Here is a 14480-nt window from a genome sequence, read left to right as displayed (position 1 = left end):
AAAACGAGCGAAAGGATATCCAATGGCACCCAAAATACCCGGAGACCTGCAGACCACCGCCATGGCGGTGATGCCACACACGGACGTTGACCGGGCTCTCGAAATGGCCTTGTCCCTGGACATCCCTTTCTGGCCCCAACTGCCCAACTACAGCTATTACGAGGATATGTATGTCCAGGCGGCCGAGCATTTTCCAGGCAGCGTACTGGACATCGAAAAACGGACCTTGCGTTTCTCCATGGATAAGTTTGCCGAGGAAATAGAAGGAACGCTGCTTCGATTTGACGACCCGACCCTTTTTGACGTCAGCGAAACCTATTCGGCGGTCTATCACCGCTTTTTGGCGTTGGATCATTCGGATCGATCCGCAATCCGGGGGCAGTTGGAAGGCCCCATCAGTTTTGGATTCAATATTATCGATCAAGATGAGAGACCCATTCTTTTTGACGATACCGTCAGGCCGTTCATGCTCGAATTCATGGCCAAGCGGATAAACGTTCAATTGGCCCGGCTTAAACAGCTTAATGCCAATGCCTTTATGTTCGTTGATGAACCGGGGCTGCAATTCCTGTTTTCTGCTATGGCCGGATATGGAGATATGAAAGCCAAGAGCGACCTGGATCAATTCTTCACCCAGGTGGATCGACCGCGGGGCATCCACCTTTGTGGCAACCCCGATTGGGATTTTCTGTTGAACTTGGATTTGGATGTGCTTTCCCTGGATGTCTACACCAACGCAGAAATCTTCGCGTCCTATGCCACGGCTATCAGAAAGTTCCTGGAAAGGGATGGTGTCATTGTTTGGGGAATCGTACCCACGGGATTCGAAACCTTTCAAAAAGAGGACATGCATTCCATGATAGAGCGCCTCGAAAATGTCTGGCGCGTGTTGTGGGGCAAAGGAGTCGATAAAGAACGAATGATTGCCAGAAGTTTGATTTCTCCAGCAACGTGCTGTCTGGTCAATCCGGATCGGGAGCGCACGGTTGAGAGAGCTTTTGTTACGGTAAGCCGAATGTCGAACGTGTTGAAAACGAAATATCTATGACGGGACTTTGCAGGATAGTTTACGGTTCGGCGGATTCGTTGACGCCGGCACACAGAAAAATGCCGCTGCATAAAAAACCAAAGTGAGTGAAAGGAGGGCGTATGGATCTGACAACCAATTACATGGGGCTGGTGATGCCGACGCCCATCATTGCTGGCAGTTCGGGGATGACCGGTTCCGTAAAACAGGTCAAGGAGCTGGCCGAAAACGGTGCCGGCGCGGTGGTACTCAAGTCGATCTTTGAAGAGGAGGTGATGTATGAGTACGCCGATTTCATCCGAACCGCCAAAACGAAATACGGCGAACCTCAATACTTCGACTATGATGGCCAGCGCAATCCGATTGCGTATTATGACTACGTAATCCGCGAAAAAAACCTTCAAAAATACGTTGAATTGATCGAAGGCTGCAAAGCCGCTGTAGATATTCCGGTGATAGCCAGTATCAACTGTTTTTTTCATTCAGTGGAATGGCTCTCGTATGCCGTCAACCTGCAAAAGGCCGGAGCCGATGCCTTGGAGCTGAATATGTTTTTTCCGCCCACCGATTTCAAACACTCGAAAGGAGAAAAAGAAGCGCTCTATTTTAAGATTGCAGAAAAGGTGACCCAAACGGTTTCTGTACCGGTGGCTTTGAAAATTAGTCCCTACTTCAGTGATCTGGGCCCTATGATTCAACGGCTGTCCCAAACAGGCATCAAGGGCCTGGTATTGTTCAACCGCTTTTTCAGCCCCGATTTCGATATCGATAAATTGGAAGTCAAACCCTCTTTCGTATTCAGTTCTCCTTCCGACCTGTCCCTGTCCCTGCGCTGGATCGCCATCATGGCGAATAAAGCAAATTGCGACCTGGCCGCTTCCACCGGTGTTCATGATGCAGCAGCGGTAATCAAACAATTGCTGGCCGGGGCCGGGGCCGTCCAAGTGGCATCGTGCATTTATAAGAACGGTCCGCAGTACCTGAAGCAATTGGTCGACGGTTTGCAAACCTGGATGACAAACTGGAAATACAGCGAGCTTGCCGACTTTAAAGGTAAACTGAGCCAAGAGAAAAGCACCGATCCGGCTGTTTATGAACGGGCCCAGTTCATGCGCTATTTCGGCGGCAAAAAGAATGTGATGTTCTAATGCGACCGCCAAACCCAAACAAAATGGAGTGTGCACTGTGAGTTCAGCAAACCTTCGAGAGTGTGCTCCCGTCGATATTTCCGATGTCGATGTGATGAAAGCCATGCGATCCATACAGGGATATATCGACATCACCCCGGCCGATTTTAAAGAAGTCTTCCGGGTGGCCTATGCTCTTGCGCAGGACAGAATGATGCAGGCATTCAAAGCCGCCGATGTAATGACCTGTCCGGTCCACGTGGTCAGAGCGGACAAGGATTTGATGGCAACCGCCACCCTACTGGCCGAAAAGGGTATCTCGGGAGTCCCGGTTGTGGATGATAGCGAAAAGGTCATCGGGGTGATCTCGGAAAAGGACTTTTTACGGAAAATGGGCGCCGGAAAAAGCGACTCCTTTATGCAGGTAATCGCCCATTGCCTGAAAAACAAAGGGTGTGTGGCAACTCCCATGTTGAACCGAAGCGCAGGGGATATAATGACGAAACCTGCGATCACGGCGAAGCCGGAGGTCACTATAGGCGACATCTCGGTATTGCTGATGGAAAAAAACATCAATCGCCTCCCGGTCGTCGCAGATAATGGGAAGGCTGTCGGTATCGTCACCCGTTCGGACCTCGTCAGTTCCTTTTGCATGCTCGGGTAAGCAGGAGAATAGATGAACTATTTCAATAAAATGAGAGGGCATACGCAAAGCCCTCCCCGGGTCGGTCTGATCGAAATCTTATGGTCCTGGATCGGCAGTTTTCTCGGAATTGCCGCCGTGGGTCTGCTTCATTTCAGGGTTTTGGATCAAAGCGCCCTGATCATGATCATCGGTTCCTTCGGTGCTTCGGCCGTGCTGGTGTACGGCGCCATCCGCAGCCCGCTAGCCCAGCCCAGAAATTTGATCGGCGGGCATGTGCTCTCGGCTATTGTGGGGGTTGCCGCTTATCAATATTTGGGCGGGCAGCCGTGGCTCGCCGCAGCCATGGCCGTATCCGTGTCCATTGCCCTGATGCACCTTACCAAAACACTTCATCCACCGGGAGGTGCGACCGCTTTGATCGCGGTAATCGGAGGCGATTCCGTGCATAATCTCGGGTACCTTTATGCGATCGTCCCTGTTGGCCTGGGGGCGGGTGTGATGCTGACCATTGCCCTGATGGTCAACAACATTTCAAAAGATCGCCGATACCCTGAATTCTGGTTTTGAGGCAAAATAAATCATGAAAAAGTACCATAATTGTATCATTCCTCAATTTGGCCATGAGGGCTTTTAAAGGAGTGTAATGAATTCAATCTGTGTTTTCTCGGATCAAGCACCGGTAGCCATCCAGCCTATATGGAAACAGCGGGTGCGTTGGGGCATGAATTGGCCATGCGCAGCCTAACCTGTGTCTATGGCGGTTCTTGTACCGGACTTATGAAACAGCTTGCTGACAGCGCCTTAGCTGCTGGTGGGAAAGTAGTCGGAGTGACTGTTCAGGCATTAAAAGATAGGGAAGAATTCCATCAAGGATTGACGGAGCTGCATGTATTGCCAACCAAGCATGAAAGAAAACACCTCATGGTGCAACTTTCAGATGGATTCGTAGCGCTGCCTGGAGGAATTGGCACCTTTGAGGAATTTTTTGAAGTATACACATTACAGCAGATGGGGTTTCATGCCAAACCATTCGGGTTGTTGAATGTTAACGGTTTTTTCGAACCGCTTGAGCTGATGTTGGAAACTGCTGAAAAAGAGGGTTTTTTAAAAAATTCGCACCAAGAGGCGATCATTCGTGCAGTGAACCCCGATGAGATCCTCGATCTCATCATAAAACGAGGAGTATAAAATGGGCTTCTGGAACTTGAGCACTTTAAAGTTGGAGAATTTCAGGCCGGGTATAATGAGCAAGGCTGAATTCGGGGAAAACTTGATCATGGTTTGCATGGAAATCGATGCAAATCATGAAGATACCGGACATAAACATGCTTTTGATCAGTGCGGTATTGTCTTGGAGGGTCAAATTGAAATGTTTATAGGCGGAAACAGTAGACTGCTCAATCCCAATGAGACCTACTTTATACCTTCAGGGGAACAGCATGGTTGGAAAACCGCCAATACGTCTGTAAAACTCTTGGATATATCTTTAAAGCAACCCCAGAAATGAGGTGGCATTCTTATTCCGACTTTGGGCCAAAGGATAGAAAATTAAAAAAGAAAAATTATTTACGATTCGTAGAACTTGTTTGCTCCAGCGCAAAGACAAAAACAATTGCTTGAAATAGAAAAATATTTCACACATGGCCCGTCCTATTATCGGTGAACAACCGACTTAAATGTGGCCAATCGTTAGTCGAGTTGGTTTTTTATAGACTGTCAATTATTGATTTGAGCTGGAGAAATCGCCCCATAACCATGAAAGGAAATTTGATCATGCAAAAAAGAAAGATCATGGAGAAAATTCACTGGTTGGGAGCCGTGGATTGGGATCGGCGGCTTTTCGACTCCCTCATCCCGCTTCCGGATGGGACAACCTACAATGCCTATTTGATAGAAGGCAGCGAGAAAACCGCCCTGCTGGACACGGTCGACCCGCCCATGGCCGAGGTCTTGACGGCACAGCTCGACAATGTACCCAAGATCGACTTTGTCGTCTCCCACCATGCCGAGCAGGACCATTCCGGAACGATACCGCAGGTGCTGGAGCGGTTTCCGCAAGCCAAGGTGGTGGCAACGCCCAAGGCCAAGGGCATGCTCATGGATATTTTGAAAATTCCCGAAAACGCCTTCGTCACCGTCCAAGACGGTGAAACGCTGTCTCTCGGAGATAAGACCCTGGAATTCATTCACACCCCATGGGTCCACTGGCCCGAAACCATGGTGACCTACCTGCAGGAAGACAAGATTCTCTTCAGCTGCGATTTTTTCGGCTCCCACATCGCCACCAGCGATCTTTTCGTTACCGACCAGGGACGGGTGCATGAGGCGGCCAAACGCTATTTTGCCGAAATCATGATGCCTTTCCGCAACATCATCGCCAAAAACATGGAAAAACTCAACGGGTATGACATTCAGATGATCGCTCCGAGCCACGGCCAAATCTACGATCGGCCGTCCTGGATCATGGATGCCTATCAGGATTGGGTGGCCGGCGATCCACACAATCTGGTCGTCCTACCCTTTGTCTCCATGCACGGAAGCACGCGAAAAATGGTGGACCATCTCACCGCCGCCCTCGTCGAGCGGGGAATTCGCGTGGAACTGTTCAACCTCGCGGTAACCGACATCGGCAAGCTCGCAATGGCGCTTGTCGACGCGGCTACGATTGTCGTGGGGGTGCCGACGGTGCTGGCCGGGCCTCATCCCTTGGCTGCGTATGCGGCATTGCTGGCCAATGCGTTGAAACCAAAAGTCAGGTTTCTCTCCATTATCGGTTCATATGGATGGGGAGGAAAGACCGTGGAAACACTTGCCGGAATGATTCCCAATCTGAAAGTCGAGGTGATCGACCCGGTACTTTGCAAAGGGCTTCCGGCCGAAGCGGATTTCGCTTCCCTGGACCGCTTGGCCGACAGCATTGCGCAAAAGCATAAAGAAAACGGGTTTCGATAAGATCAACCATTTCCACCCACCATTCAAATCAAGGAGGAAGTCTATGTTTTGTTTTCAATGTCAAGAAACGGCAAAAAATCAAGGTTGTACGGTGAAAGGTGTGTGCGGCAAGCCCGAAGAAACTGCCGATCTACAGGATCTGCTCATTTACGTTTGCAAGGGCATTGCGGTTTACGGGGAAAAGCTGAAGGAGAAGGGCACGGTGGACAAAGAGGCCGGCCACTTCATCTGTGAAGCGCTTTTCACCACCATTACCAACGTGGCCTGGGATGATGACGTAATCGTCGACCGAATCCGGCAGGCCCTCGATGTCAGAGACGCGGTCAAAGAAAAACTTGGCGGCGACCTTCCGGACGCGCTTCCGGATTGCGCGGTCTGGGCGGCGACCGACAAACAGGCCATCATGGACAAGGCCTTGTCCGACGAGGTTCGCATCACGGCTGCTGAGAACGAGGATGTACGGTCACTGAGAGAGCTTTTGATCATCGGCGGCAAGGGGATCGCCGCCTATGCCGATCATGCCGCGATTCTCGGCCATGAAAAGGACGACATATATGGTTTTCTGATGGAAGCGCTGGCATCCACAACCAAAGAGCTGTCGACGGACGAGATGGTCGGCATGGTCATGAAGGCCGGAGAATGCGCTGTCAACACCATGGCCCTGCTGGACGAAGCCAATACCAAGGCTTATGGCAATCCTGAAATCACCGAGGTGAACATCGGCGTGGGGAAAAACCCCGGCATCCTGATTTCCGGCCATGACCTGAAAGACATGGAAGAGTTGCTCAAACAGACCGAGGGGACCGGCGTGGACGTATACACCCACGGCGAGATGCTGCCGGCCAACTGCTACCCGGCCTTCAAAAAATACGACCATTTTATCGGCAACTACGGTGGATCGTGGTGGCACCAAAACAAGGATTTCGAATCCTTCAACGGGGCCATTGTGTTGACCACCAATTGTCTGATCCCGATCAAAAAGAACAACACCTATCTGGATAGACTCTTCACCACCGGCGTAGTCAACTATCCGGGAGCCAAACACATTGCCAAAAGGCCGCAAGGCGGTGCCAAGGATTTCTCCGCCGTCGTGGAACGAGCCAAGCAATGCGCCCCGCCAGAGGAGATCGAGTCCGGCAAAATCGTAGGCGGCTTCGCACACAACCAGGTGCTGGCCCTGGCCGATAAGGTAATCAATGCGGTGAAATCCGGTGCCATCAAACGGTTTGTCGTCATGGCCGGATGCGACGGCCGCCAGAAATCCCGCAGCTACTTTACCGAGGTGGCCGAAAACCTGCCCAAGGATACGGTAATTCTGACCGCTGGATGCGCCAAGTACCGCTACAACAAGTTGAACCTTGGCGACATCGGCGGCATTCCCCGCGTGCTGGATGCCGGTCAATGCAACGATTCCTATTCGCTGGCCGTGATTGCGTTGAAGCTCAAAGAGGCCTTCGGGCTGAATGACATCAACGAACTTCCCGTTTCCTATGACATCGCCTGGTACGAGCAAAAAGCCGTTGCTGTGCTGTTGGCCCTGCTGTTTCTCGGCGTCAAGGGGATTCGGCTGGGTCCCACACTGCCGGGCTTTCTTTCTCCCAATGTAGCCAATGTACTGGTGGAAAAATTCGACATCAAACCCATCGGTACCGTCGAGGAGGATATCGCTGCCATGATGGCCGGTAACTAACCATGAAGGGCCTGCGTGGTTGTCCCCCTGGGGAAGACCACGTGGGCCTGTCTTGATCACGCCTACGTACGCAATCATCGAAGCTCGATTGCTGCGACGTCAAAATCAATACTGATAAAATATCTTTTGGTGCAAGTGGGTTGCCAAAACAGATGGGGAAGTTGAATCGTTCGATATGAGAAAACTTTTTACCAGGTCACTTACAACGATTTTGGTTGCCATTCTGATTTTGGCCGCTGTCGCCCTGGTGCGCCACCGCAAAGCCCAGCTCGCAAACCAGCCCACACCTCTTCTGCGGCCCGTAGCTGTTTTCACCAAGTCTGGGCAGTGGGGTCGTCTATCCGTGACACGACATTATCTCGGAACCATCGAACCCGAAGCCGAGGCAGTGCTGTCTGCACAAACCACGGGTTATATCACAGCGCTTCATAAAGATGTGGGAGACCGGCTTCGCAAAGGCGAGGTGGCGGCGGAGATTGACACACGGCTTTCACAGGCGCAAAGAAACGCCTTGGTTGCCGAATTGTCCGGGGCTCGGGAGGACCTTATCACAAAGAAGACCATACACAGCCGACGGCAGGAGCTGGCCTTGAACCGGGCCGTCTCCCAAGAAACCCTGGACGAAGCTGAGTTGGCGGTAAACTTGGCTGAAAGCCGCGTTCAACGCCTGGAACAGGAGCTGTCGGCGGCAATGGTGTCCCTGTCATTCTCCCGTCTGGAATCATTTTTCGACGGAGTTGTTACCGAACGCATGAAGGAGGCAGGCGACCTGGTTATGATCGGAACGCCTGTTTTCCGGGTGGAAAATCCGGATCGAGGATACAAAATTCTGGTCCGGGTACCCCAGGAGACAGGAGCAACTCTCTCCGACAACGCCCATGTCCGATTGACGCAAGGAGACAAGACCCTGGAAACGACCGTGGACCGCGTTCATCCTGCCATTGTGTCTGGTCATCTGGCAACGGTGGAAATCAAACTGTCGGCCCGGCCCTTCGGTATGCCCAGTTACGGGGTGGTGGGGGTGGATTTGATTGTGGACGAACCCACGGGCTGGATTGTGGATGCGGACTGCCTTCTTGAAACCGGATCACAAACGCTGACGTATATCATATCCGATGACATGACGGTTGCTCCGGTGGTCGTTACCGTGCTTGGGCGCTCCGGCACCCGTGCCGTTGTGGATGGGCCTTTAACGGAAAAAAGCACCCTTGCCGCCGGGCCGGAATCCATGCTGCTGACGCTGGGGCCTGGGGTACGTGTCTTCCCGGTTCCCGGAGGTGCCCCGTGAACTGGGTGGACGCTTATCTAAAAAAACCCCATGCCGTTATCGCTCTGGTACTATTGAGCGTTGCCTTTGGTGTGGTGGGATTCAACACCCTTCCGCTGAACCTGTTTCCGGATTCCAATTATCCACGGGTATCGGTACTGCTCAGCTGGCCGGGGGCCGCCGCCGAGGACATGGCAGACAAAGTGTCCCGCCAAGTGGAAAAAGAGATGGCGGCCCTGGATCAGTTTCGGTCCATAAAATCTACCGTCAGGGATGAAACCGCTGCCGTCACGGTAGAATTTGACTACACTAAATCACTGGACGCAGCGGTAACGGACGTCAATGCGGCCCTGAATCGGATTCTGCCAAGCTTGCCGTCTGACTTGCTGCCGCCGAGAATCTACCGGGTCAGCGATTCAACCGCACCGGTGCAGACGCTTGCGGTTTCTCCGATACCTGGATCATTGATGCCGTTGTCCAAGGTCCGCCAGATCTGCGATAATGAAATCCAGGAAGCGCTACTGCGGGTGCCGGGTATCGCGGATGTGGAAGTGTTCGGTGGGCATCTTCCTGAAATCCGCCTGACGATCAAACGGGACCGTCTCGCCCGATACGGACTTTCCCCGGATCAGGTGGCGGCAGCGGTTTACGAACGCAACCGTAACATTCCCAGTGGCATGCTTCTTTCCCGTTCCGGAGAGCAGGTGATCTCTATTCGAGGTGAGCGAGCCTTGCGCAATAACCTTGCAGACATCGTTCTCGCCGACGGCGGCAGAAACGGGGCTGTGTATGTCCGGGACGTGGCAGAAGTCATCACCACCGTAGAAGAAAGACGATCCTTTTTCCGGGGCAACGGCCGACCCGCCATCGGGCTGAATATCCTGCGTGGGGAGGGAAAATCGGTAACGGGAACCTTGTCGAGCCTTGAAAAGACCTTGCCGGAAATCAGGGCCATGTTTCCGGATCTGATGGTCGCAGTCGCCGACACCCAGGGCGAAATAATCGACACCTCTGTGTCCAATCTGATCAGCGCGCTTCGGGATTCCGTGATCTTGACGGTCCTTGTAATCTTTCTAATCATGGCTCGCATACGCACCACCCTTCTGGCTGCTGTATCCATCCCCTTCACATTTTTCATGACCTTTGCCGGCATGAAACTCATCGGCTACGAACTCAATATTGTCACCATGACCGCCATCATTCTGGCTGTGGGACTTTTGGTGGACGATGCCATTGTTGTGATCGAAAACATCGACCGCCATGCGGCCCCGGGGGACAAGTCACTGTTTCAAGCATCGGTTGACGGCACCCGGGAAATTTTTCTCGCGGATTTCGCGGGCACGGCCACAACGCTGGTGGTGCTGATCCCCATCATGTTCGTGGGCGGCTATTCCCAGAAAATTCTACGTCCCCTTGCTGTCGTGCTGTCGTTGGCCTTGTTCTCATCATACATCGTCTCCGTAACCGTCATTCCACTACTGGCTCCGAAACTTATGAAGACGGGGCAAAGTGCAAACCGGCTGGAACGGATTATCGAAAAAATTTCGAAGTTCTGGCTTTTGCCTATGCAACGTTTTTTTGTTCACTGCTTCCGGCTGTCCAGAGGAAAATGGGGATGGCTTCTGCCTGTCTTGATGCTGGGTCTGCTCCTGGTCAGTTTGCGACAGATGCCTATAGCCGGTCGGGATCTTATGCCCCCCATGGACACGGGCATCGTCAAGGTTGATTTTGAAGTTTGGCCCAACAGCCCGATCTCAGTTACCGAACGGGTAGTGGCGCAAATGGAAAAACACATTCTGGCGGTCCCGGGTTTTGTCCGCATGGCCGTAGTGGGCGGGGCCGAACCGGGCGTGATTAGCTTCAGTGCAGACCGGACATCCCAGGAAGGGTTGATCACGGTCCATTTTCAGAATCGGTTTGAACGGGAAGCATCCATCTGGGAAATCGAAGCCGATCTTCGGCAATCGTTTTCAACAATTCCGGGCCTCAAACGGGTGGACGTCTATGATTACGGTGCGACCCCCCTGTCCTCTATTGCGGCCCCTGTTGACGTCATGATCTCCGGCCCCGACCCCCGCCTGCTCGATCGACTGGCCGGCACAGTTGAGCAAAGACTTCACACGGTCCGTGGGCTGACGACCGTTTCCCGTTCATGGGACTGGTCCAAAAAGGAAATCGCCATCAAATTAGATGAGGCCCGGCTGGCCCATTACGGATTGTCACCCAATGATGTATCCGCCATGCTGACAACCTCGACCACGGGACGAGTGGCATCCCGTTTCAGTATTGCTGCTCAGGATGGATATAACGTCCGACTGCGGTTCGAGCCGGACGACATGGCTGCGCTGGCCGACCTTGAAACCCTTCAGGTCGTCGGGCCGAAGGGTGCGGTTCCTTTAGAAGACATTGCCGACATTCAACCGGTTTTTCGTCAGTCCCGGATCACCCGCCAGAACCTTTTGCCCGTTATCAATGTCCGGGGGTATCGGGATAAGACTGCGATCACCCACCTTCAAGACCAGGTGGCGACCGTGCTCGCGGACATCCAACTTCCCGCCGGATACCACATCACCCAAGAAGGCGAAATACGGCAGATGAAGGAGAGTTTCTCAGAACTGGGCTTGGCCATGGGTCTGGCGATATTGTTTTTGTATTTTTCCATGGTGGTCACCTTCGCCTCTTATTTGCGTCCCCTTATCATCATGAGTGCGATTCCTTTGGCATTTATTGGCGTTCCTTGGGGTATGCTGCTGCTTGAACGCCATTTCTGCATGCCGGCAGCTATGGGATTTATTCTTCTGGCCGGCATAGTGGTGAACAACTCCATTTTGCTGGTGGATTTTATCGAAACGGCCAGAGCAAAAGGAAAAACACTTCAGGTGGCTATGGAACAGGCCATATCCCGCCGGACGCGGCCGATCCTGATGACAGCACTAAGCACCGTTGCCGGCATGTTGCCGGTGGCGGCACAATCCGCTGTGGGGCTGGAACGGCTTTCTCCGCTGGCCGTGGTGGCCATCGCCGGACTTTTGGTTTCGAGTTTTCTCACCCTTGCCTGGGTGCCAACGCTATTTATCGGGATTGTCTGGTTAAAGGAAAAACTACAGCAATTTCGTTCAACACTTCAGTTGGGGGTTTGACTTGGATCAATGATTTAAAGGAGACTTCACCTATAATCTGTCCTACCCTTGACATTGGTATCATCCGGCACAGGCATGTTACGTAATGCTTTGAAGACGTTCCATGCTTTAAAACAACTCCCAGAGGAAAAGACTGTGCTTAGAATCTTCAAGGAAGACTTGACCACACCTCAAAACTTTGTTGTCACCTTGGAACTGGTTCCGGCACGGGAATCTTTTGGTCGAAGCACAGAAACGCTCTTGGGTATCGCCAGTGATGCGTTTACCGATGGGCGTGTCTCCGCCGTTTCGATTACGGATAATCCCGGCGGGAATCCCTCCTTGAGCCCGGATGTGTTGGGATATGAAATTTTCAAGCTCGGGCTGGATGTCATTGTCCATTTTACCTGCCGGGACACGAACCGAATGGGCATGGAAAGTCGTGCGCTGCAACTGGCACGCATGGGTATGAAGAATGTCCTGGCCCTTACCGGTGACTACAGCGGAAAGGGATATGGCGGCCGTGGAACGCCAGTGTTTGATCTGGATTCTGTCCTGCTGACCGGCATGCTCAAAAGCCTGAGTGGAAAGATGGCTAGCTCCGGTGATCCGGACCCCTTCTTCACTGGTTGTGCGGTGTCGCCTTTCAAAAGCTTGAAGGCCGAACAGGTCGCGCAGTACAGGAAGATGGATAAAAAAATCGATGCGGGTGCGTCATTTGTGATCACCCAGTTGGGTTATAATGCGCAGAATTTTGAAGACCTCATCCAGTACCATACCGGAAAAAATGCTCACATCCCCATCATCGGATCCGTTAACCTGTTAAGTCCGCGGGCCGCCCGAGCCATGAATCGTGGCCGGGTCCCCGGCGTCTTTGTGTCGGACGAGCTTTTCAATAAAGTTGTTTCCGAGTGGCAGGAACCCCGCAAAGGATTAAAGAAAGCGGTGGAGCGTGCTGCCAAGTTGGGAGCAATCTTAAAAGGCCTGGGGTTCAGGGGCATTCATATAGGCGGGGTTCACCGGAGTTTCAAAACGGTCGCCGCTATTTTGGACCGTATGGACCAACTTCAAGACGCTTGGCCCGATTATTTGGGTGAGTTTGTACAGGGAAAAAAGAAAAACTCCGAGGATTCTGATGCACAAGCGCTTCCAGGCGGAATCAAGAAAGAAAAAGCGTCTTTGAAAGAGATGTTGCTGGATCACATACCCTACAAAATGCTCAATTCCGCACATGATCTATTTTTCAATCAATCCGCAACCATGGCGCCGGTCTATAAAAGTCTGGCATCAGTTCTGGAGAAGTACAACAAGACCTGGGTCTTGAAAAGGTGTCTGGAAGATCCGCTAAAAAAGACATTTTTATCGTGCCAAAGCTGTGGTGACTGCGCTATCCAACACATCGGCTTTCTCTGTCCAGAATCCGGTTGTCCCAAACACACTCGCAATGGTCCCTGCGGCGGGAGTACTGAGGGGCGCTGTGAAGTATACCCGGATCAATTGTGTATCTGGGTCCGAGCCTACCAGCGTCTTGCACACGTCAACAGCCTTGCAACCTTTTTGCAAGACAGGGTCCCCCCGCGTAGATGGGAGTTGAATAAAACCTCATCGTGGGTCAATTTCCATCTCGATAAAAACATACAATCACGAATGGCCGGCACTCGAGATCAGGCGGCCAGTGAGATAGGTTCCCAGGGTGAATAGTTCGCGGATGTCGAACAAGTTTTGGATCGAGCGGTGGAATAAGAGACCCGCCTGGGCAGGAAAGAGGTCGTCCGCTGCGTTGTAGTTCAAAATAAGCGGCACTTCGGGAAAAGCATGAAATCTATATCGCCGATCAAACCCTTGGCCAGATTCCAACAGCCCGGTCAATTTGGCAGCGCTAAGATCTAAAGCCGACAGATCTCCTCCGAACGTGGCAGTGATTGTTTTATGGGTGTTGTTTGCGAAATTGACGGTTAGCGGTCCGGCGCCGCGCAACTCACGAAACGAATACCACGCATCATCTGAAGCCACCGACATAGGCTGGGGCGCCGTCAGATAGTGGTAGATCAGCTCGGCGATGGCCCGAGCGGGGCCCCGGCCAAGATTATCCACGAGCCGGTCCGCATGAAAGCTGTAGTGTTTACCGAAAAAGGCAATTCGCCGGTCCATCCATCGTCGACTGGGAACATCGGCCGGTATCGATTTCATGGTGAACCTGACGTGAGCGCCTTGATTTCACCCATTAGGCGATCGCGCTCATCCTCCAGATCCAGTAAACCGGCCATAAAGCTCGTTTTGATCCCGTGAGCCGGCATGCGCTGCAAAGTATCGGCAAGTTCTGCTTCCACCTGATCAAGCCGTTTGCGTAGGGCTTCAATTTTTAAAGATTTATCTTTCATAATACTAATCATGGCTCTTTTTGAGAAATATGTCTTTGATTCAAGTCAAATTTGTTAAAAACAGGTTCGGAGTTAAAAAATCAATTTCTTGTCCATTGCGGAGCACAGCAAGCTTTTTGAAGTCCGAGCGGAGTTAATTTGAAGGATCAAAATGGGTGGGATATTTAAAGTGGGCAGATGCATATAGCCATTTCAAATGATAGTCTTCGGCCAACTTGCACTTACTGCTATATAGGAAATAAAAATACATTTCAGTATGATAGGCCGCTTC

Annotated in this window: 13 protein-coding genes; 11 read left to right on the top strand and 2 right to left on the bottom strand. The window is 52.1% G+C overall.

What is annotated here, in order from left to right; all coding sequences use genetic code 11:
• Window positions 1–22 precede the first annotated feature (22 nt).
• The 11 genes from GN111_RS02915 (at window position 23) to GN111_RS02865 (ending at window position 13529) form a co-directional block, all read left to right on the top strand.
• Window positions 23–1048, top strand: coding sequence for a uroporphyrinogen decarboxylase/cobalamine-independent methonine synthase family protein (locus tag GN111_RS02915; RefSeq protein WP_155302311.1), 1026 nt, complete (start codon window positions 23–25; stop codon window positions 1046–1048).
• A gap of 101 nt (window positions 1049–1149) precedes the next feature.
• The gene (locus GN111_RS02910) at window positions 1150–2175 is read left to right on the top strand and encodes a dihydroorotate dehydrogenase-like protein (protein WP_155302310.1); all 1026 of its coding nucleotides are present in this window, start codon (window positions 1150–1152) and stop codon (window positions 2173–2175) included.
• Window positions 2176–2212: 37 nt separating this feature from the next.
• Window positions 2213–2818, top strand: coding sequence for a CBS domain-containing protein (locus GN111_RS02905; protein WP_155302309.1), 606 nt, complete (start codon window positions 2213–2215; stop codon window positions 2816–2818).
• 12 nt (window positions 2819–2830) lie between these two features.
• Window positions 2831–3367, top strand: a complete 537-nt coding sequence (locus tag GN111_RS02900; RefSeq protein WP_155302308.1) for an HPP family protein — start codon at window positions 2831–2833, stop codon at window positions 3365–3367.
• A gap of 129 nt (window positions 3368–3496) precedes the next feature.
• The gene (locus GN111_RS02895) at window positions 3497–3988 is read left to right on the top strand and encodes an LOG family protein (RefSeq protein ID WP_155302307.1); all 492 of its coding nucleotides are present in this window, start codon (window positions 3497–3499) and stop codon (window positions 3986–3988) included.
• A 1-nt stretch (window position 3989) separates the two neighbouring features.
• Entirely contained in the window at window positions 3990–4307 is a 318-nt protein-coding gene (locus tag GN111_RS02890; protein ID WP_155302306.1) for a cupin domain-containing protein, read from the top strand.
• A gap of 266 nt (window positions 4308–4573) precedes the next feature.
• Window positions 4574–5752 (top strand): FprA family A-type flavoprotein, encoded by a 1179-nt coding sequence (locus tag GN111_RS02885; RefSeq protein WP_155302305.1) that lies wholly within the window; start codon window positions 4574–4576, stop codon window positions 5750–5752.
• A 43-nt stretch (window positions 5753–5795) separates the two neighbouring features.
• Window positions 5796–7442 (top strand): hydroxylamine reductase, encoded by a 1647-nt coding sequence (gene hcp, locus GN111_RS02880; RefSeq protein WP_155302304.1) that lies wholly within the window; start codon window positions 5796–5798, stop codon window positions 7440–7442.
• A 175-nt stretch (window positions 7443–7617) separates the two neighbouring features.
• On the top strand, window positions 7618–8730 hold the full coding sequence (locus tag GN111_RS02875) for an efflux RND transporter periplasmic adaptor subunit (protein WP_155302303.1): 1113 nt from the start codon (window positions 7618–7620) through the stop codon (window positions 8728–8730).
• Complete coding sequence (locus GN111_RS02870; RefSeq protein ID WP_170302098.1) at window positions 8727–11849, top strand: efflux RND transporter permease subunit; 3123 nt, start codon at window positions 8727–8729, stop codon at window positions 11847–11849. The genes GN111_RS02875 and GN111_RS02870 overlap by 4 nt, the downstream gene beginning before the upstream one ends.
• Before the next feature lie 75 nt (window positions 11850–11924).
• The gene (locus tag GN111_RS02865) at window positions 11925–13529 is read left to right on the top strand and encodes a methylenetetrahydrofolate reductase C-terminal domain-containing protein (RefSeq protein ID WP_155302301.1); all 1605 of its coding nucleotides are present in this window, start codon (window positions 11925–11927) and stop codon (window positions 13527–13529) included.
• Here GN111_RS02865 and GN111_RS02860 read toward each other — a convergent pair.
• Together GN111_RS02860 and GN111_RS02855 are read right to left on the bottom strand one after the other, a co-directional pair.
• Window positions 13470–14018, bottom strand: a complete 549-nt coding sequence (locus tag GN111_RS02860) for a DUF3786 domain-containing protein (RefSeq protein ID WP_155302300.1) — start codon at window positions 14016–14018, stop codon at window positions 13470–13472. The two genes, GN111_RS02865 and GN111_RS02860, sit on opposite strands and share 60 nt — an antisense overlap.
• Window positions 14015–14209, bottom strand: coding sequence for a hypothetical protein (locus GN111_RS02855; protein WP_155302299.1), 195 nt, complete (start codon window positions 14207–14209; stop codon window positions 14015–14017). Before GN111_RS02855 ends, GN111_RS02860 begins: the two co-directional genes overlap by 4 nt.
• Window positions 14210–14480 lie beyond the last annotated feature (271 nt).

The organism is Desulfosarcina widdelii (assembly GCF_009688965.1).
Classification (GTDB): domain Bacteria; phylum Desulfobacterota; class Desulfobacteria; order Desulfobacterales; family Desulfosarcinaceae; genus Desulfosarcina; species Desulfosarcina widdelii.
This window is presented reverse-complemented; position numbering and strand designations above follow the sequence as displayed.